Source organism: Nonomuraea sp. NPDC051298 (assembly GCF_055586305.1).
On sequence record NZ_JBVJIM010000013.1, the window covers coordinates 50,142 to 67,883 of the forward strand.

At 72.6% G+C, this 17,742-nt stretch carries 18 protein-coding genes; 13 read left to right on the plus strand and 5 right to left on the minus strand.

Annotated features, from left to right (window positions below):
• Positions 1 to 22 precede the first annotated feature (22 nt).
• Positions 23 to 805 carry an FAD-dependent thymidylate synthase gene (thyX, locus tag ACZ6S0_RS31890; protein WP_465923009.1) on the plus strand — a complete coding sequence of 261 codons (783 nt, stop codon included), beginning with the start codon at positions 23 to 25 and terminating at the stop codon, positions 803 to 805.
• 71 nt (positions 806 to 876) lie between these two features.
• Here the strand turns inward: thyX and ACZ6S0_RS31895 are convergent, their stop codons facing one another.
• Positions 877 to 1,185 carry a ubiquitin family protein gene (locus tag ACZ6S0_RS31895; protein WP_344887893.1) on the minus strand — a complete coding sequence of 103 codons (309 nt, stop codon included), beginning with the start codon at positions 1,183 to 1,185 and terminating at the stop codon, positions 877 to 879.
• Between the two features lie 3 nt (positions 1,186 to 1,188).
• Entirely contained in the window at positions 1,189 to 2,268 is a 1,080-nt protein-coding gene (locus ACZ6S0_RS31900) for a WD40/YVTN/BNR-like repeat-containing protein (RefSeq protein ID WP_465923010.1), read from the minus strand.
• 138 nt (positions 2,269 to 2,406) lie between these two features.
• On the opposite strand from ACZ6S0_RS31900, the gene ACZ6S0_RS31905 reads away from it, so the two are divergent.
• The gene (locus ACZ6S0_RS31905) at positions 2,407 to 3,219 is read left to right on the plus strand and encodes a helix-turn-helix domain-containing protein (RefSeq protein WP_465923011.1); all 813 of its coding nucleotides are present in this window, start codon (positions 2,407 to 2,409) and stop codon (positions 3,217 to 3,219) included.
• A 55-nt stretch (positions 3,220 to 3,274) separates the two neighbouring features.
• Here the strand turns inward: ACZ6S0_RS31905 and ACZ6S0_RS31910 are convergent, their stop codons facing one another.
• Both ACZ6S0_RS31910 and ACZ6S0_RS31915 read right to left on the minus strand, forming a co-directional pair.
• Positions 3,275 to 4,672 (minus strand): sialidase family protein, encoded by a 1,398-nt coding sequence (locus ACZ6S0_RS31910; protein ID WP_465923012.1) that lies wholly within the window; start codon positions 4,670 to 4,672, stop codon positions 3,275 to 3,277.
• A gap of 179 nt (positions 4,673 to 4,851) precedes the next feature.
• Positions 4,852 to 5,949, minus strand: a complete 1,098-nt coding sequence (locus ACZ6S0_RS31915) for a globin domain-containing protein (RefSeq protein WP_465923013.1) — start codon at positions 5,947 to 5,949, stop codon at positions 4,852 to 4,854.
• Positions 5,950 to 6,337: 388 nt separating this feature from the next.
• Between ACZ6S0_RS31915 and ACZ6S0_RS31920 the strand changes: the two genes are divergently transcribed.
• The 6 genes from ACZ6S0_RS31920 (at position 6,338) to ACZ6S0_RS31945 (ending at position 10,221) form a co-directional block, all read left to right on the plus strand.
• Positions 6,338 to 7,000, plus strand: coding sequence for a DsbA family oxidoreductase (locus ACZ6S0_RS31920; protein ID WP_465923014.1), 663 nt, complete (start codon positions 6,338 to 6,340; stop codon positions 6,998 to 7,000).
• Positions 7,001 to 7,055: 55 nt separating this feature from the next.
• The gene (locus ACZ6S0_RS31925) at positions 7,056 to 7,346 is read left to right on the plus strand and encodes a hypothetical protein (RefSeq protein WP_465923015.1); all 291 of its coding nucleotides are present in this window, start codon (positions 7,056 to 7,058) and stop codon (positions 7,344 to 7,346) included.
• A 231-nt stretch (positions 7,347 to 7,577) separates the two neighbouring features.
• Complete coding sequence (locus ACZ6S0_RS31930; RefSeq protein WP_465923016.1) at positions 7,578 to 8,264, plus strand: gamma-glutamyl-gamma-aminobutyrate hydrolase family protein; 687 nt, start codon at positions 7,578 to 7,580, stop codon at positions 8,262 to 8,264.
• Between the two features lie 9 nt (positions 8,265 to 8,273).
• Positions 8,274 to 9,188, plus strand: coding sequence for an alpha/beta hydrolase (locus tag ACZ6S0_RS31935; protein WP_465923017.1), 915 nt, complete (start codon positions 8,274 to 8,276; stop codon positions 9,186 to 9,188).
• A complete protein-coding gene (locus ACZ6S0_RS31940) occupies positions 9,185 to 9,979 on the plus strand; it encodes an enoyl-CoA hydratase/isomerase family protein (RefSeq protein ID WP_465923018.1) in 795 nt (264 codons plus the stop codon). The genes ACZ6S0_RS31935 and ACZ6S0_RS31940 overlap by 4 nt, the downstream gene beginning before the upstream one ends.
• A gap of 41 nt (positions 9,980 to 10,020) precedes the next feature.
• Complete coding sequence (locus tag ACZ6S0_RS31945) at positions 10,021 to 10,221, plus strand: hypothetical protein (protein WP_465923019.1); 201 nt, start codon at positions 10,021 to 10,023, stop codon at positions 10,219 to 10,221.
• Positions 10,222 to 10,519: 298 nt separating this feature from the next.
• Here the strand turns inward: ACZ6S0_RS31945 and ACZ6S0_RS31950 are convergent, their stop codons facing one another.
• Positions 10,520 to 11,107: a class I SAM-dependent methyltransferase gene (locus ACZ6S0_RS31950; RefSeq protein ID WP_465923020.1), complete on the minus strand. Its 588-nt coding sequence runs from the start codon at positions 11,105 to 11,107 to the stop codon at positions 10,520 to 10,522.
• 129 nt (positions 11,108 to 11,236) lie between these two features.
• On the opposite strand from ACZ6S0_RS31950, the gene ACZ6S0_RS31955 reads away from it, so the two are divergent.
• From ACZ6S0_RS31955 to ACZ6S0_RS31975, 5 genes are all read left to right on the plus strand, one after another.
• On the plus strand, positions 11,237 to 12,961 hold the full coding sequence (locus ACZ6S0_RS31955) for a sensor histidine kinase (protein WP_465923021.1): 1,725 nt from the start codon (positions 11,237 to 11,239) through the stop codon (positions 12,959 to 12,961).
• Positions 12,958 to 13,644, plus strand: a complete 687-nt coding sequence (locus ACZ6S0_RS31960; protein WP_344887933.1) for a response regulator transcription factor — start codon at positions 12,958 to 12,960, stop codon at positions 13,642 to 13,644. The genes ACZ6S0_RS31955 and ACZ6S0_RS31960 overlap by 4 nt, the downstream gene beginning before the upstream one ends.
• Positions 13,645 to 13,692: 48 nt before the next feature.
• The gene (locus ACZ6S0_RS31965; protein WP_465923022.1) at positions 13,693 to 14,289 is read left to right on the plus strand and encodes a phosphoribosylanthranilate isomerase; all 597 of its coding nucleotides are present in this window, start codon (positions 13,693 to 13,695) and stop codon (positions 14,287 to 14,289) included.
• A 204-nt stretch (positions 14,290 to 14,493) separates the two neighbouring features.
• A complete protein-coding gene (locus ACZ6S0_RS31970; RefSeq protein WP_465923023.1) occupies positions 14,494 to 15,075 on the plus strand; it encodes a CDP-alcohol phosphatidyltransferase family protein in 582 nt (193 codons plus the stop codon).
• Between the two features lie 4 nt (positions 15,076 to 15,079).
• Positions 15,080 to 17,620 carry a sugar phosphate nucleotidyltransferase gene (locus tag ACZ6S0_RS31975; protein ID WP_465923024.1) on the plus strand — a complete coding sequence of 847 codons (2,541 nt, stop codon included), beginning with the start codon at positions 15,080 to 15,082 and terminating at the stop codon, positions 17,618 to 17,620.
• The last annotated feature ends 122 nt before the right edge of the window (positions 17,621 to 17,742 follow it).

The following is a 17,742-nucleotide window of genomic DNA, read 5'->3' on the forward strand; positions in this document are numbered from 1 at the left end:
CCGAACCGAGCGGGGGCTCCCCATGCGCACTGTCGAACCCGAGGTCTTCATCGTCGCCCGTCCGGCGCTCGACTACGACGAGCTGGCCCGCTACCTGGGCGAGGTCGGCGGCGAGAGCTGGCTGGAGCGGCTCGACCGCGGCGACCTCGACGCGCAGAACCTCGCCGAGTTCGCCGGCCGGCTCTGCTACCGCTCGTTCGAGCCCGGCCTCAACCCCAACGTGGTGCGGATCCGGGAGAACCAGGACGAATACCTGCGCAACATCCTGGCCAGCGCCCACGGGTCGGTGCTCGAACACGTCAGCTTCAGCTTCGTCCTGCACAACGTCAGCCGCGTGCTGACACACGAGCTCGTACGCCACCGGCCGGGCGTGGCCATCTCCCAGGAGTCGCTGCGTTTCGTCCGCCTCGACGAGCTGCCGTTCTGGTTCCCGGAGTGGGCCCGCGAGGACGACGAGCTGATGAAGCGGGCCACGGCCGTGCTGGAGCAGCTCGAGCAGTTCCAGCTCTGGATGGCCGGGCACTTCGGGCTCGACGAGGAGGGCGTGAAGTTCTCGGAGAAGAAGCACCGCACGTCGTTCATGCGCAGGTTCGCGCCTGAGGGCGTGGCGACGGGGCTGGTCTGGACCGCGAACGTGCGCACGCTGCGGCACACGATCGAGGCCCGCACGGCGGCCGGGGCGGAGGAGGAGATCCGGATGCTGTTCCAGCGCATCGGCGAGCTGATGCGTGCGGAGGCCCCCGCCCTCTTCGGCGACTACGTGGTCGAGGACGGGGCCTGGGTCCCGGGCTGGCGCAAGGTCTGAGCCCTCCCGGGGCGCTGAGGATCGCTGGGCGAGCGCGGGATCGCTGGGCGGGCGCGGGGAGCCGAGGAGCGCTAGGCGAGCGCGGGGAGCACGTAGACCTCGGCGCCCGGCGGGAGGGCGCAGTCGAGGCCGCCCACCCCCCGGGCGTTCTCCCCGCACACGATCATGCTGATGTGTCGGCGGATGCGCCCGTAGTCGTCGCGCAGCCGCTCCTCCAGCATCGGATGCGTGCGCCGCAGCATGTCGAGGGCCGAGCCGAGCGTGGGCGGGGAGTCGCGGTCGGCCCCGACCGCGAACACCTTGACCTCCGTACGCCCGCTCACCCACCTGCGCAGTGAGCTGGGCAGCACGAACACGACCATCGTCACCGGTCTGGCCATCGGCTAGAGCACCGCCGCACGCACGGTGAGCACGTCGGGCAGGTGGCGGCCGACCAGCGACCACGTCTCGCCGTCGTCGCGCGAGCCGTAGACCTCGCCGTCGCGCGTGCCGAAGAACACCCCCGCCTCCGACGCGGTCATCGCATCGCGCAGTACGGCCGCGTGGACCGGCCCCTCGGGCAGCCCCGCCGAGGACGGCCGCCACGACCCGCCGGCGTCGTCGCTGCGGTAGACCTGGTAGCGGTGGCCGACCGGCGTGCGGTCGATGTCGGCGGTCAGCGGCAGCACGTAGACCGTGTCGGGCCGCGAAGGGTGCACCGCGATCGGGAACCCGAAGTCGGACGGCAGCGCCGCGCCGATGTCGCGCCAGCTCCCGCCGAAGTCGTCGCTGCGGTAGACGCCGAAGTGGTGCTGGAGGTAGAGCCGCTCGGGCCGGGACGGGTGCATGGAGACCTTGTGCACGCACTGCCCGAACTCGGGATATTGCTGCCCCTCCGGCAGGAACGGGGCCCGGATGTTCTTGTTGGCGGCCTCCCACGACATGCCGCCGTCGGTCGTGCGGTAGAAGCCCGCGGCCGAGACCGCGACGGCCAGCACGTCGGGGTCGGCCGGGTGGTTGACGATCGTGTGCAGGCACAGGCCGCCGCCGCCCGGCTCCCAGCGCTCACGGTGCGGATGCTCCCACAGCCCCTCGACGAGCCGGTAGGTGGCGCCCCGGTCTTCCGAGCGGAAGAGCGCGGCCGGCTCGACCCCGGCCCACACCACGTCGGGCTCGGACGGCGAGAGGGCGAGCTGCCACACCCGGCTGAGGGTCGCCCCGGTCTTCTCGGGGAAGGCGATCGGCGGACGCTCCGCCTCCTGCCAGGACTTGCCGAGGTCATCGGAATACATGACAGACGGGCCGAAGTGGCCGTATTCGATGCCGGCCAGCAGCCGGGGCGTGGTGCCTCGCGTGTCGATCGCCACCGAGTGCACCGCGACCGTGGAGAACCGGACCGGCTCGACCTCGAAGCCGCCCCCGCCCGTCGAGCGGGCGAGGAACAGGCCCTTGCGGGTGCCGATCGCGAGCACTGCGTCACTCATAGCATCGCTCCCATGTTCGCTTGCGGCCATCGTGCCACGTGGTGGCGACAGTTTCCGAGGACTGGGAGATTCCCGCGCGGGCGGCGCTTACCTGCCAGGTAATCGAGGCACTTCCCTCCGGTGGATACGGTGGGTGGCATGGGAGCGGTTGCCGTACATGAGGAGTCTTTCGGTGAGTTGCTGCGGTCGTGGCGGCAGCGGCGGCGGGTGAGCCAGCTCGACCTCGCCATCGAGGCCGACGTCTCCGCCCGCCACATCAGCTTCATGGAGACCGGGCGCGCCCGGCCGAGCCGGGAGATGGTGATGAAGCTGGCCGAGGAGCTGGGGGTGCCACTGCGGCACCGCAACAGGCTGCTGGTGGCGGCCGGGTTCGCGCCGGTCTACCCCGAACGAGAGGTGCGCGCCCCCGAGCTGCGGGTCGTCCGCGAGGCGCTGGACAAGATCCTGGCCGGGCACGAGCCGTACCCGGCGCTGGTGGTGGACGCCGCCTGGAACCTGGTGGCGGCCAACTCGGCGGCCGGCATGTTCATGGAAGGGGTGCCGGCCGAGCTGCTGGCGGAGCCGGTCAACGTGATGCGCCTGTCGCTGCACCCGCAGGCCATGGGCGGGCGGCTGCTCAACCTCGCCGAGGTGCGGGCCTACCTGCTGTCCCAGCTCCGGCGGCAGGCCGAGGCGTCCGGCGACGGGCGGCTGGCCGAGCTGCACGACGAGCTGGCGTCCTACGCCTACCCGGGGGTGGACCTGAACGTGGCGCACGTGCCGGGGCCCGCCGACATCCTGGTGCCGCTGCGGATCGCGGACGGTGACCGGGTGCTGTCGATGTTCACGACGATCGCGACCTTCGGCACCCCGCTCGACGTGACGGTCTCCGAGCTCGCCATCGAGACCTTCTGGCCGGGCGACGAGGCCACCGCCGCCGCGTTCCGCGGGGGCCTCCGGCAGCAGCCCTGACGAAACGATCCCCAAGGTGGCCGGATCGCTCGGGGGCGAGGGCGGTGGCCGCCGGTCAGCGGGCCGTGGGCAGGAAGGGCGACGGAGGGTCGCCGCTCGCGATGGCCGCGTCGATGGCGACCGTGGGCGGCTCTCCGCCCGTGATCGGCAGGCCGCCCGTCACCGTGTGCGTCCGTACGCTGAGCGCCCCGCCCGAGGGCGCCGCGGCGACCGCGAACACCGGGAAGGCGTTGCCGCCCGGCACCACCGAGGTGGACAGGTAGTCGCCCGCCGTGCGCCCCTGGGCTCCGGCGGCCAGCCAGTCGACCGCCATCGGCCCGTGCAGCTCCACCGGCGCCGACCAGCTCGCCCCGCCGTTGGCGGAAGAGGTGTAGGCGACCGTGAGCCGGCAGGTCGCGGGCGTGCAGGCGGCCTCGGGCAACCGGTAGTACGCCACCGCGAGCCGCGCCCTGCCGCCCGCGCTCGCACGGTCGACGCCCAGGCCGGGGATGAAGTGGTCGCCGCCGTCCTTGGTGACCCGCAGCACGTCGCCCCAGGCCGCGCCGGTCGCGGAACGGCTCAGCACGATGTCGTTGCCCGCGCAGCCGATCTGGAAGCGGCAGTCGTGCCAGGCGACGTACACGGTGCCGTCCGCGTCCGTCTCGGCCGACGGCAGCGGCGCGGCCCGCAGCCCGCCCGCCACCGGGTGCCGCTGCACGTACGAGACCAGCACGCTCTCGTCCCAGCTCGCTCCCCCGTCGCGGGAGCGGAACGAGCGGATCTCCCCGTCGTTGCTCAGGTACGGCACCACTACGGCCCCGCCCGGCCGCACCACCGGCTGCCCGCCGAGACCGGTGGCGGAGGTCTCGGTGACGGCCCAGGTCAGGCCGCCGTCGGAGGAACGGGCGACCTTGATCGTGTTGCCCGCGCCGTGGTCGTCGAAGACGACGTAGCACCGGCCGTGGTACGGACTGGCGGCGGAGTTGTCGCACACGGCCCAGCTCTTGTCCAGGTCGCCCCCGGAGGCGGCGGTGACCGGGGCGCCCCAGGTGAGCCCGCCGTCCGTGGAGCGGCTGACCAGCACCGCCGCCCCCGACACCGCGCCGCCCGCGTCGTCGAGCGCCAGCGAGGAGACCAGCCACACGCCGTGCCGGGCGTCGAAGGCCACGGACGGGTCGCTGACCCGCGCGTACGGCCCTCCGCCGAACACCGTGAGCCCCGGCAGCACGCCCTTCGCCCACGTGCCCCCGTCGTCGCCGGAGGTCGCGAACGCGACGCCGGAGGCCCCCGCGTCGTGGAAGCGGCCCGTCTGCTGCGCGGTCACGATGGTCGAGCCCCAGTGGAACGTGTCGGGCCCGGTCTGGGTGCCGTGCTGGCTGGTGGCGTTGGCGTAGGCGTCGGAGCCGATCTCGGTCAGCCGGACGCCCTCCGCCGAGGCGGAGGGACCGGAGGCGAGCAGCAGTGTCGCGGCCATGACGGTGACGAGTCCGCCGATTCCTCGGCGCCGGGCGGGGGATGGCACAGTCCACCTCCACTTGGCCCGCCTCCGCTTGGCGGGTCAATATCCAGATGGCACCGTCCGGCGCGCGCTGTCAACCTCCCCGCCCCGGACGACGCCTGTCTCCCACCCCCTTTCCCCTCCCCGCCCGCGGGTCAGTGCTCGCCGGGGACGGTGTCCCGGTGGATGCGGGTGAGCGGCACGCCGTCGGCCTGGAGGCGGCGTACCGTCTCGTTGACCATGGCGTGCGGGCCGCACACGTACACGTCGTGCTCGTCCCAGCGGTGGAAGCGCTGCACGACCTCGGGCAGGTGGCCGCGCATGCCGTCGTAGGCGGGCTGGTCGGACACCACCGGCAGCACCCGCAGCCAGGGGAACGACGACTCCATCCTGATCAGGTCGGGCAGGTCGTACAGCTCGGCGGCGGTGCGGGCGCCGTGGAGCAGGTGGATGCCGGGACGCCGCCCGGAGGCGATGACGGACTCGACGATCGCCTTCAGCGGCGCCAGGCCCGTGCCGCCCGCCACGCAGAGCACGTCGCGCTCGCTCTGTTCGTCCGGCGTCATCGTGCCCATCGGCGGGCCCAGCATGAGGGTGTCGCCGATGCGGGTGTCCCTGATCAGGGTGGTCGAGACCCAGCCGCCGGGGACCGACCGCACGTGCAGCCTGATCGTGTTGTCGGGGCGCGGCGCGTTGGCGACCGAGTACGTCCGCCACACGCGCGGCCAGCGGGCCGTCTGCACGGTGACGTACTGGCCCGGCAGGTACGGCAGCGGCTGCGCGGGCCGCAGCGTGACCACCGCGATGTCCGGGTGGCGCAGCTCGTGGTCGACCACCTCGGCCGGCCACCAGGCGGGGGAGGTCCCCGCGTCCGACTCGGCCGACTCGATCATGAGATCGGCGGCGGCCGTGTACGCCGCCACCCAGGCCGCCTCGATCTCGTGGGTCCACACGTCCGCGGCGAAGCACCGGACGGTGGCCAGCAGGGCGTTGCCGACGGCCGTGTAGTGCTCGGAGAGCACGCCGTACTTGCGGTGGTCGCGGCCGAGCTGACCGAGGAAGGCCGCGAGGCTGTCCGGGCTGTCCAGGCTCCACACGATCCTGGTCAGCGCGCTGAACAGGCGGTCTCGCTGGACGTCCATGGCCGGCGGGAACATGCCCCGTAAGTGCGGGTTCTCGGCGAACAGCCGGCCGTAGAAGTAGGCCGTGGCCTTGTCGGCCTGTGGCTCGACGACAGAGAAACTCTCTTTCACCAGGCGCGGATTCAACGACATATATCCAATCCCCACTTTTCGACCGGAGACAATTTCCGGTCCTCGTCGTTCACCTCCCTGACGCTCCGGGTCGCGAGCGCCGGACCCCTCCCCGGCATGCCCTGCGCTCGAAATCGAGTCTTACACCGCCGATGACGCGTCACAACCGTTTCCCCCAATACGGTGCGAAGCCCAACTATCAGTAGTGGTTTCGTGATTCTCCGCACGCTATGTGCACGGCATTTCGGGCGCCGAATGCGAATATCACTAATATTCGTATTCTTCGGGGAGCGCGAGGCTCTTGGAAGACCTCGGCGCGGGCGATCCGCTGAGCTTACCCAAAGGTACGTACTTACGAAGAGTAAGCTGCTGCCGTAACGTGGGCCGCATGACCACATTGACCGTCGACATCTGGTCCGACCTCGTCTGCCCCTGGTGCTACGTCGGCAAGCGCCGGTTCGACCAGGCGCTGGCCGCCTTCCCCGGGCGCGACCGCGTACGGGTGCGGTGGCGCAGCTTCGAGCTCGACCCCGACGGCAGTCGCGAGCCCTCGCTCACCCTGCCGGAACGCAGCCACCGCGATCTCGGGGGCGACCGGGCCGAGACCGACCGCCGCATGGCCATGCTCACCCAACTGGCCGCCGAGGAGGGCCTCGTCTACCGCCTCGACCGGGCCAGGGCCGTCAACAGCTTCGACGCCCATCGCCTGATGCGGTACGCCGACAGGGAGGGCAGGAGAGAGCGGGTGCGCGAGCGCCTGATGAGCGCCTACGTCGCCGAGGGGGCGATCATGTCCGACCTCGCCACCCTCGTCCGGCTGGCGGAGGAGGGCGGCCTGGACCCCGCCGCCACCCGGGCCGTGCTCGACGGCGACGCCTTCGCCGACGAGGTCAGGGCCGACGAGCGGCGGGCGAGGGAGCTGGGCGTGTCGGGGGTGCCGACGTTCGTCTTCGGGGAGCGGTACGCCGTCTCGGGGGCCCAGCCGGTCGAGGTCTTCGCCGAGATGCTCGGCCAGGCACTGGCCCTCACCGAGGCGGGCGGTGGCCGGTGAGGACGGCCGGGTGAAAGCGGTTTCCGTGGCCTGCGCGGGGGCGTACGATCCGGCCATGGCAGTCCTGCATCCCAGGCGGGTCGCTTGGGAAGGCGCGCGAACGTTCGCCTTCGCCGCCACCACGGACGCCTACTGGTGGCTCAGCGACACGGTGGGGCACTACCTGGGGCTCATGTATCAGCTCCAGCTCTGCGAGACGCGGCTGCGGCTCCAGGCGGACGCCGACGCGGTGTACGCGGAGGCGGGGGCCTGGCGCGCCCGCCTCGACGCCCTCCTCGACGCCCAGCCGGGAAAGGCGTCCATCCTCACCCAGGTGATCACCGAGACCACCGCCCGCCTCCCCTGAACTCCGCCGGGCGCGGTGAGCGGGACCGGGGCCGCGCTCGGCCGGCTCCGCAAGATCCGGATGAGGTGGGCGGAATCGGGCGAGTCACCTGCCGGGGGAGGCAAAGGATGGGCGGGGATCTTTGGGATGGGTGACAAACCGGAAAGACTGTGCGCCATGATGGGGCATGCGACCGTCACCCGCAGAACCTGCCGACGGCCGCACGACTCCACCATGCCCCCTGGAGGTCGCATGTCCCGACCGCTGATCGGTATCACCTCCTACTTCGAAGCAGCCCGCTGGGGCGAATGGGTGCGCGAGGCCGTGCTGTCCCCGCCGTCCTACGCCAAGGCGGTGGGGCGGGCGGGGGGCGCGCCGGTCCTGGTTCCGCCGCTCGGTCCGCAGGCGGCCGACGACTACGTACGCGGGCTGAAGGGCCTCGTCCTGGCCGGCGGCGTGCCGGTCGGCGCCGACGCCTACAACGGCGAGCCCGACTCGCGCGCCCAGGAGCCGCAGGCCCACCGCGACCGTTCCGAGCTGGCCCTGGCGCGGGCGGCCGTCCGCGCCGACCTGCCCATCCTGGCCATCGCCCGCGGCATGCACGTGCTCAACGTCGCCCAGGGCGGCACGCTCATCCCGTGGCTGCCCGAGGTGCTCGACAGCGACCGCCACGCCGAGCCCGGGGGTGCCCACACGATCCAGGTCAGCGTCTCCAGCAAGCTCGGCAAGGCCCTCGGCGACCGGGTCGAGGTCAACGCCCCCCACCACCAGTCCGTACGCCGCCTCGGCACCGGCCTGCTGGCCGTGGCCTGGGCCGAGGACCAGATCGTGGAGGGCGTCGAACTGCAGGGACTCCGCTTCGGCGTGGGCGTCCAGTGGCACCCGGAAAGAGGGACCGACACCCGGCTCTTCGATGCGTTCATCGAGGCGGCCCGCTAGGCTGCGATCATGCCGCTGCACCCCCAGGCACGCGAGTACGTCGCCAGGAATCCGTCGGATCTCAACACCGACCTGGCGCTCCTCGATCCGGCCCGGATCGGGGAGATGCGTGCGCACGACACCCTGGCCGGCCACCGCGGGCCGCAGACGAAGCTGCCCTTCGTCCGCGACGAGCAGGCGGAGGGCGTGCCGATCCGCATCTACCGGGCCGACCCCGGCGACGGCCTGCTGCCCGTCCTGGTCTACTTCCACGGCGGCGGCTGGGTCTTCGGCAGCGTCAAGCGCAACGACCCGGTCGGCCGCGACCTGGCCATCCGCACCGGCGCCGTGGTGGTCTCGGTCGACTACCGGCTGGCCCCCGAGCACCCGTTCCCGGCCGCCGTCGACGACGCGTGGACGGTGGTGCGCGACATCTTCGCCCGCCCCGCCTTCTATCAGAGCAACGGCAGCGTGGCCGTGATCGGCGACAGCGCGGGCGGCAACCTGGCCGCAGTGGCTGCCTGGCAGGCCCGCGACGCCGGGCTGAGCCTGGCGCACCAGGTGCTCGTCAACCCGGTGCTCGACGTGGCCATGGACACGCCCAGCTACGTCCTGCACGCCAAGGGCTACGGGCTCGACGCCGACGAGATGGCCTGGTTCGCCCGCCAGTACGCCGACGGCGTCGACCCGGCCGACCCCCTGCTGTCCCCGCTGCGCCTGCCCGACGTCTCCGGCCTGGCCCCGGCCACCGTCGTGACCGCCGAGTACGACGTGCTCCGCGACGAGGGCGAGCGCTACGCCGCCCGGCTGGCCGAGGCGGGCGTCCCGGCGGAGCTGCGCAGGTTCGAGGGCGCGGTGCACAGCTTCTTCGTCCTGCCCGGCCTGTTCGACCAGGCCGTCGAGGCCCGCGAATACGTCGCGGACCGGCTCCGGGAGTCCTGGTGAACGACGTCTACCAGCGCTACGCCAAGCTGCGCCTCGACCACCCGGCCGAGGGCGTGCTGCGCGTCACGATCAGCGAGCCGGGGCGGCTCAACGCCGTCGACGCCACCGCCCACCGCGAGCTGGGCGAGATCTGGCGCGACGCCGACCGCGACGACGCCGTGCGCGCGATCGTGGTCAGGGGTGAGGGCCGGGCGTTCTCGGCGGGCGGCGACCTGTCCATGATCGAGGAGATGACGCGCGACCACGCCACCCGGCTGCGCGTGTTCGCCGAGGCCCGCGACCTCGTCTACAACGTGCTCAACTGCTCCAAGCCGGTCGTCTCCGCCGTCGAGGGGCCGGCCGTGGGCGCCGGGCTGGCCGTGGCGCTGCTGGCCGACATCTCCGTGGCGGGCCGCACGGCGCGCATCATCGACGGCCACACCCGGCTCGGGGTCGCGGCCGGCGACCACGCCGCGATCGTCTGGCCGCTGCTGTGCGGCCTGGCCAAGGCCAAATACCACCTTCTGCTGTGCGAGCCCGTCTCGGGCGAGCAGGCCGAGCGGATGGGCCTGGTGAGTCTCTGCGTCGACGACGACGAGGTGCAGGACAAGGCGATGGAGATCGCCGTCCGGCTCGCCGCGGGCGCCCAGGAGGCGATCAGGCTCACCAAATACTCGCTCAACAACTGGCTGCGCCTGGCGGGCCCGTCGTTCGACGCCTCGCTCGCGATGGAGTTCCTCGGCTTCACCGGCCCCGACGTGTCGGAGGGCGTACGCGCGCTGCGGGACAAGCGGCCCCCGTCGTTCGGCTGACCGGCTGGTGTGCTCGTCCGGCCCTCGGGTAGGCGGGCCTCATGAAGGACAACGACAGGGTGGACCTGTTGCGCCGGCACCAGGAGATCAGGGCCCTGCTCGCCGAGGCCGAGAACGCCGCCTCGGACCACCGGGCAGGGGCATTCCCGTGGCTGGTGCGGTTGTCGGCGTCCACGAGGCAGCAGAGGAGGAGGTCAGCCATCCGCACGCCCGCCGCGAGCTCGATCATGGAGGCGACGTGATCGACCGGCGGCAGGCCGCGACAAGGCCGCGGCGAGAAGTGCCACAGAGCAAGAGATGTGCCACAGGGCAACGGCCGCAGCGAAAGCCGCGGGAGGTCCGGGCGCTCGTGCCCCGAGGAGGTTGAGCAGCAGCCTCCCGGCCACAAGGGCGCGGCCCGCTCGATCCGGGCGCCGGTCGGGCGGCCCGGACACCCCGCTCATCTGCGGCCTGCCCGCCACCCGGACACCGCACGGGCAACCACCTGAACACCGGTCACCCGCGCCCCACGCGCACCCGGCGGGCGGCTCAGCGGGTGGCTCAGCGGGGCCTGCGGGCGTGGAAGACGAAGGCCGGAGGGGTGTTGCGCCAGACCGTACGCCCAGGCACGACCTCCTCGAACCGCTCGGCCAGCAGCGCGCGGAACCGCCGCGCCGAGCTGAGCGGGATGGCGTGAATGTAGGAGAACGTCGTGAACGCCGCCCCCGGGCTCATCGCCCCCGTCACCGCCCCCAGCAGCTCGTGCTGCAACACCTCGGGGAACGCCGCCCACGGCAACCCGCTCACCACCACCTCCGCCGGCCCCAGCCCGCGCTCGGCCAGCAGGTCGCTCAGCCGCGAGGCGTCGTCGTTCGCCACGTCCACCGCGGGATAGCGTTCGGCCAGCAGCCCCGCCATCGCCTCGTTCAGCTCCACGGCCAGATGGTGCCCGCGCCCGCCCAGCCGCTGCTGGATCTCCGCCGTGAACGGGCCGGTACCGGGCCCGAGCTCCACCACGATCGGCTCGCCCCGCTCCGGGATCGGGGCGCAGACCGCCGAGGCCAGCCGCCGCGAGCTGGGCGCGACCGCGCCGATGGAGGCGGGGGAGCGCAGGAACTGGCCGAGGAAAACCGCGGTGTCGTTGGGCATGCCCCGAAACCTAGGGCCGCGACCGGCCCGCGTTGCTCCCCCGTCCGGGCGGACCTGCGGCCACTTGGAGGAGGCGGGGTCCTCCGCGCGGAGGATCGGGGCATCGCACGTGGCGGATACGGTGTGTCCATGCGTTGGCGTGGTCTGCCGCTGGATGTCCTGCTCGCGGCTTCGGGAGTGGGTCTCGACCTGCTGACCACCGCGCACGCGGGCGACACGGAGCACCTGCCCGCGATGCTGAGCATTCCGATGGCCCTGCTGGTCGGCCTGCCCATGGGGCTGGTGCGCCGCTGGCCGGTCCCCGTCACCCTCTACCTGGCGGCGTTCCTGGCCGCCACCGACCTGCTCGGGTCGTTCACCTCCAACACCGCTCAGATCCTCCTCTGCGTGTCGCTGGGCGTGGTCGGCTACCGCGCCGGCTTCCGCGCCGCCGCCCTGGCCGTGGTCGCCGGCATCGCCGCGACCGCGCTCAACATCGCCGACCCGGGTGTCCCGCTCTCGGGCAACCTGTGGGTCTACTCCGTGCTGCTGCCCGTCTTCCCCGCCGTGATCGGCGCGTACCTGCGCAGCTCGGCAGAGCGGCTCGACGAGCGCGACGTCACCCCCGACGCGCTGCTCGCCGCGGGCGGCGTGGCGATCACCGTGCTCAGCACCTGGACCACCTGGCACTCGGGCACCCTGCCGGTCTGGGTGGTCGGCCTGCTGGCCGTGGTGGGCGGGCTGTCGCTGGGCGTCGCCAGGCGGCTGCCCGGCCTGGTCTTCCTGCTTCAGGGCGTGCTGCTCGTCTCGGCCGACACCTATCTGAACGAAGCGGTCAACACGTGCGTGATCCTCACCCTGATCGCGGTCGGGGTGTTCGCCATGCGGGTGGTGTCCTGGGCCTGGACGATCGCCGCGTACATGACGGGCTGCCTGCTGACCGCGATCGCCGTCGTCGGCGACGACACCGACATCACCGCCTTCCGCGTCGGCGTGCTCATGACGCTGGTCGCCACCCCCATCGCGATCGGCCGCTACCTGGGCATGCGCCGCCACGCCGCGGCCTCCGAGCGGCTGCGCGCCGAGGAGGCGGCCCGCGCCGCGGTCGCGCAGGTGCGCGCCGACCAGCTCGCCGAGCGGGAGCGCATCGCCAGCGACGTGCACGACATCGTCGCCCACCACGTCGGCGCCATGGTGCTGCGGGCCGGGGCCGCCCGCTACACCGCCCCCGACGGCCCGGTCGCCGACGCGCTCGACGACATCCGCCAGACCGGCCACCAGGTGCTGCAGGACCTGCGCGACCTGCTCGACCTGCTGCGCGACCCCGACCGCCAGCCCGACCTGCTGGCCAACCCCGCCGACGTGGTACGCGAGTCGGCCGAGCGCATGTCGGCCGCCGGGCTGGTCGTGGACCTCGTCCTCGACCCGGTGACCGACCAGGCCCCGCTCATCGCGCGTGCCTCCGCGGCGCGCATCGTCCAGGAAGGACTCACCAACGTGCTCAAGCACGCAGGCCCCGGCACCCGGGTCCGCGTCTCCGTGACCCCCTCGGACGAGGGGCTGGCCGTGGAGGTCCGCAACGGCCGTCCGCCCACCGCCATCGAACGCCTGCCCCCCTCCGGGCGCGGCCTGGCCGGCATGCGCGAGCGGGTGCGTGCGCTGGGCGGCACCCTCAGCGCCGGCCCCGACGGGGAGGGCGGCTGGCTGCTGGCCGCCCACCTGCCCACGCGCCTGTCGCAGGGCGCCCCCCAGGGCAACGGCCAGGGGACCGGGCAGGGGACCGGGCAGGGCGACAAGCAGAGAGACAGGCAGGGCGGCAGACGGGGCAGCGGCAGGGGCGGCAACAGGGGGAACAGCAGGGGGAACGCGGCATGATCCGCGTGGTGGTGGCCGACGACCAGGCGCTCGTACGCGCGGGCGTACGGATGTTGCTGCAGGCCACGGGCGACATGGAGGTCGTGGGCGAGGCCGAGGACGGCGCCGAGGCGGTGCGCCTGGCGGAGCGCCACCTGCCCGACGTGATCCTCATGGACCTGCGCATGCCGAGGGTCGACGGCCTGGAGGCGATCAGGCGGGTGCTCGCGTCCCGTCCGGGGGCCAGGATCGTGGTGCTGACCACGTTCGCCGAGGACGGCAACGTCTACGCCGCCCTGCGCGCGGGCGCGGTCGGCTTCCTGGTCAAGGACGACGACCCGGAGCGCATGGTCGACGCCGTGCGCCGGGCGGCGGCGGGGGAGCAGCTCCTCGCGCCCTCGGTGCTGCGCCGTGTCGTGGAGCGGTTCCTGGCCGCGGAGGAGCAGGCCGCCCCGGCGGCGCCGCCTGGGCTGACCGAGCGCGAGCTGGAGGTGCTGGCCCTGGTCGGCACCGGCCTGTCCAACGCGGAGATCGCCGAGGAACTGCACGTCGGCGTCACCACGGTCAAGACCCACATCGCCGCCGCGATGGACAAGCTGGGCCTGCGCAACCGCATCCAGGCCGCCGTCGTCGCCCACCGCACCGGCCTGGTGGACGCCTCCTTCCGCCCCGTACGGCAGCCGCGCGGCGGCCCCGCGGCCTGAGCCGTGTCCTGGCCCCGGCAGCCGCCCGCCACCGCTAAGGTCGGAGACGTGTATGTGAAGATCTGCGGGTTGAGCGAGCCCGAGCACGTGGCCACGGCCGTCGAGGCGGGCGCCGACGCCATCGGGTTCGTCCTGACCCGCAGCCCTCGCCGGGTGACGCCCGAACGCGCGGCGGAGCTGGCCGCGCTCGTCCCCGGGCACGTGCTCACCGTCGGCGTGTTCCGTGGCGAGGACCCCGAGACGGTCAGGGAGGCGGTGCTGGCCTCGGGCGTACGCGCGGCCCAACTGCACGGCAAGCACCCGCACCGCGACTTCACCGCGCTGAAGGACCTCGGGGTGCGCCTGGTCAGGGCCGTCGACGCGCAGGCCGACCTGCGCTGCGGCGCCTACGACGAAGACCTGCTCATCGTCGACGCGCCCCACGCGGGCTCCGGGCAGCCGTGGGACTGGGCGGCCGTGCGCGGCCGGCCCTCCGGGCACTGGCTGCTGGCGGGCGGCCTCGACCCCGCCAACGTGGGCGAGGCGATCGCGGCCGCCGGGCCGTGGGGGGTCGACGTCTCCAGCGGCGTGGAGACCGCGCCGGGCGTGAAGGACTCCGCCCTGATCGAGGCGTTCCTGCGGGCGGTCGGCAAGATCGGCGGATGACCGCGCCAAGGGCCATGAGCACGACGGTGCGACAGGGGAGCCGGAGCGCGGTGGAGCGACCGGGGATCAGGAGCGCGCCCGCGGCTTCCTGACGGCCCTCGACCGCTGAGCGGGCGGGCGGGCTCGAAGGGGCCGGAGCCGCCCCGCGAAGGCCGGTCAGAGGCGGCCCGCTACGGCGGAGTTCCACGCAGTAGGGTCTGCAGCGTGAGTGAAACTTCCGCCGAGGACCGAATCTGGACGGTCCCCAACCTGCTGAGCTTCCTGCGCCTCCTGGGCGTTCCCGTGTTCCTCTGGCTGGTGCTCGGGCCCAAGGCGGACGGGTGGGCCATCGGGCTCCTCGCGGTGGCGGGTTTCACCGACTGGCTCGACGGGAAGATCGCGCGCGCGTTCAACCAGACCAGCAGGCTCGGGCGGATCATCGACCCGGCCGCCGACAAGCTCTACGTGTTCGCCACCCTCCTGGGCCTCCTGCTGCGTGACGTGATCCCGTGGTGGCTGGTCGTCGTCATCCTCGGGCGGGAACTCTTCGTCGCGAGTTTCGCCCCCGTACTTCGCAAACATGGCTATAAGGCACTTCAAGTGCATTTCCTGGGCAAGGCCGCCATGTTCAATCTCATGTACGCCTTCCCCCTCCTCTTCCTTGCCTCCCACGCCGGATGGTATGCCGAAACAGCGCAAATTGTCGGGTGGGCATTCGCGCTCTGGGGAACGGGACTGTACTGGTGGTCGGGCCTGCTGTACGTGGTGCAGGTGCGCCAACTGGTGAAGGCGGCCAAGAAGGAGTGATCGGGTGAAGGCGGTCGTCATGGCGGGCGGGGAGGGCACTCGGCTGCGTCCGATGACCGCCAACCAGCCCAAACCCCTGCTCCCGGTGGCCAACCGCCCGATCATGGAGCACGTCCTGCGCCTGCTCAGGCGGCACGGCATCACCGAGACCGTGGTGACCCTGCAGTTCCTGGCCGCCCTGGTGCGCAACTACTTCGGCGACGGCGACGAGCTGGGCATGAGCCTCCAGTACGCCACCGAGGACCTCCCCCTGGGCACCGCGGGCAGCGTCAAGAACGCCGCCGACCGCCTCCGCGACGCCCGATTTCTCGTGATCTCCGGCGATGCGCTAACGGATATCGATTTATCCGACATGATCCGCTTTCACCGCGAAAATCAGGCTTTAGTGACCATCGGGCTCAAGCGAGTCCCCAACCCCCTCGAATTCGGGATCATCATCGTGGACGAGGAGGGCCGCGTCCAGCGCTTCCTCGAGAAACCCACCTGGGGCCAGGTCTTCTCCGACACCGTCAACACCGGCGTCTACGTCATGGAGCCGGAGGTCCTCGACGCCGTGGCCCGTGGCGAGCCGGTCGACTGGTCCTCCGACGTCTTCCCCGACCTCCTCCAGCGCGGCGCCCCCATCTACGGCTACGTCGCCGACGGCTACTGGGAGGACGTCGGCACCCACGACAGCTACCTCAAGGTCCAGGCCGACGCCCTGTCCGGCCGGGTCGAGCTGGACCTCGGCGGCTTCGAGCTGTCGCCCCGCGTCTGGGTCGCCGGCTCCGCCACCGTCGACCCCGACGCCGTGCTCAGGGGCCCGCTGCTCATCGGCGACTACGCCAAGGTCGAGGCGGGCGCCGAACTGCGCGAGTTCACCGTGCTCGGCAACAACGCCGTCGTCCGCGAGGGCGCCGTCCTGCACCGCGCGGTCGTGCACGACAACGTCTACCTCGGCCCCGGCGCCCACCTGCGCGGCTGCGTCATCGGCAAGAGCACCGACGTGATGGCCGGCGCCCGGATCGAGGAGAACGCGATCATCGGCGACGAGTGCGTCATCGAGGCCGAGGCGTACGTCTCCAGCGGCGTCAAGGTCTACCCCTTCAAGACCATCGAGGCCGGCGCGGTCGTCAACACCAGCGTCATCTGGGAGTCGCGCGGCCGGCGCGGCCTGTTCGGCCCCAGGGGCGTCAGCGGCCTGGTCAACGTCGAGATCACCGCCGAGCTGTGCGTCCGCCTGGCCGGCGCGTACGCCACCACCCTGCGCAAGGGCGAGTACGTCGTCACCTCCCGCGACTGCTCGCTCGCCGCCAGGGCGCTCAAGCGGGCCGTCATCGGCGCGCTCACCGCGAGCGCCATCAACGTGCTCGACCTGGAGGCCGCGCCGCTGCCCGTCGCCCGCTTCCACACGGCCAGGGTGTCGGCCGCGGGCGGCCTTGCGCTGCGCACGACCCCCGGAGACCCGCAGAGCGTGGACATCGTCGTCATGGACGACCGGGGCGCCGACCTGCCCCCGGCCGCCCAGCGCAAGCTGGAGCGGGTCTTCTCCCGCCAGGAGTTCCGCCGCGCGTTCCCCGGCGAGATCGCTGAGCTGGCCTATCCCTCCAGGGCCGTGGAGGACTACACCCACGAGCTGCTGCGCACCGTCGGCGTGAACGGCGTCGGCGACATGAAGGTCGTCGTCGACTGCGCCGGGGGCACCTCCTCGCTGGTGCTGCCCTCCCTGCTCGGCCGCGTCGGCGTCGAGGTGCTCACCGTCAACGCCCGCCTCGACGACGTCTCGCCCACCGAGACGCTGGCCGAGCGCCGCCGTGGCCTGCAACGCCTGTCGGAGCTGGTCAGCTCCTCGCGGGCGGCGTTCGGTGTGCGCTTCGACCCGGTCGGCGAGCGCATCGCCCTGGTGAACGAGCGGGGCCGGCTCATCGACGACGAACGCGCCCTGCTGGTCGTGCTCGACCTGGTCGCCGCCGAGCGCAGGGGCGGCCGGGTGGCCCTGCCGGTCACCACGACCAGGGTCGCCGAGCAGGTCTGCCGCTTCCACGGCGTACAGGTGCAGTGGACCCCCACCGCGCTCGACGCCCTCACCTCGGCCGCCGCCGGACCCGACATGATCTTCGCGGGCGACGGGCGCGGCGGGTTCGTGGTGCCGGAGTTCAGCCACGCCATCGACGGCCTGGCGGCGTTCCTGCGCCTGCTGGGCCTGGTCGCCCGCACCCGGCTGTCGCTGAGCCAGATCGACGCCAGGATCCCCGAGGTGCGTCAGCTCCGGCGTACCGTGCCCACGCCGTGGGCGGCCAAGGGCGCGGTCATGCGCTCGGTCATCGAGGCGGCCGAGTCCGAGCCGGGCGGGCGCCGCGTCGACACCACCGACGGCGTGCGGGTGACCCGCGACGACGGGAGCTGGGTGCTGGTGCTGCCCGCCGCCGCCGAGCCCGTCACCGGTCTGTGGGCCGAGGCCGCGGACCTGGACGCCGCCCAGTCCCTGCTCGAACGGTGGGCCCGCATCGTGGAACGGGCCGCGAAACGAGCCGTTCCTGGGCCGCGGACCGGCCCTGTCACATAGCGTGATCGGAAAGGGTTTGCCGATGATGTGCCCAGAGAGTGCCGCAAGATCGTAATGTAGAAACGCGCGGCGGCATGGACCACGGGGCGGGGGCGACGGTAACTTTGTCTGCGTCCGAACCA

Coding starts and splice junctions, on each gene's coding strand:
- thyX (WP_465923009.1), top strand. CDS start 23: ATGCGCACTGTCGAACCCGAGGTCTTCATCGTCGCCCGTCCGGCGCTC.
- ACZ6S0_RS31895 (WP_344887893.1), bottom strand. CDS start 1,185: ATGGCCAGACCGGTGACGATGGTCGTGTTCGTGCTGCCCAGCTCACTG.
- ACZ6S0_RS31900 (WP_465923010.1), bottom strand. CDS start 2,268: ATGAGTGACGCAGTGCTCGCGATCGGCACCCGCAAGGGCCTGTTCCTC.
- ACZ6S0_RS31905 (WP_465923011.1), top strand. CDS start 2,407: ATGGGAGCGGTTGCCGTACATGAGGAGTCTTTCGGTGAGTTGCTGCGG.
- ACZ6S0_RS31910 (WP_465923012.1), bottom strand. CDS start 4,672: ATGGCCGCGACACTGCTGCTCGCCTCCGGTCCCTCCGCCTCGGCGGAG.
- ACZ6S0_RS31920 (WP_465923014.1), top strand. CDS start 6,338: ATGACCACATTGACCGTCGACATCTGGTCCGACCTCGTCTGCCCCTGG.
- ACZ6S0_RS31925 (WP_465923015.1), top strand. CDS start 7,056: ATGGCAGTCCTGCATCCCAGGCGGGTCGCTTGGGAAGGCGCGCGAACG.
- ACZ6S0_RS31930 (WP_465923016.1), top strand. CDS start 7,578: ATGTCCCGACCGCTGATCGGTATCACCTCCTACTTCGAAGCAGCCCGC.
- ACZ6S0_RS31935 (WP_465923017.1), top strand. CDS start 8,274: ATGCCGCTGCACCCCCAGGCACGCGAGTACGTCGCCAGGAATCCGTCG.
- ACZ6S0_RS31945 (WP_465923019.1), top strand. CDS start 10,021: ATGAAGGACAACGACAGGGTGGACCTGTTGCGCCGGCACCAGGAGATC.
- ACZ6S0_RS31950 (WP_465923020.1), bottom strand. CDS start 11,107: ATGCCCAACGACACCGCGGTTTTCCTCGGCCAGTTCCTGCGCTCCCCC.
- ACZ6S0_RS31955 (WP_465923021.1), top strand. CDS start 11,237: ATGCGTTGGCGTGGTCTGCCGCTGGATGTCCTGCTCGCGGCTTCGGGA.
- ACZ6S0_RS31960 (WP_344887933.1), top strand. CDS start 12,958: ATGATCCGCGTGGTGGTGGCCGACGACCAGGCGCTCGTACGCGCGGGC.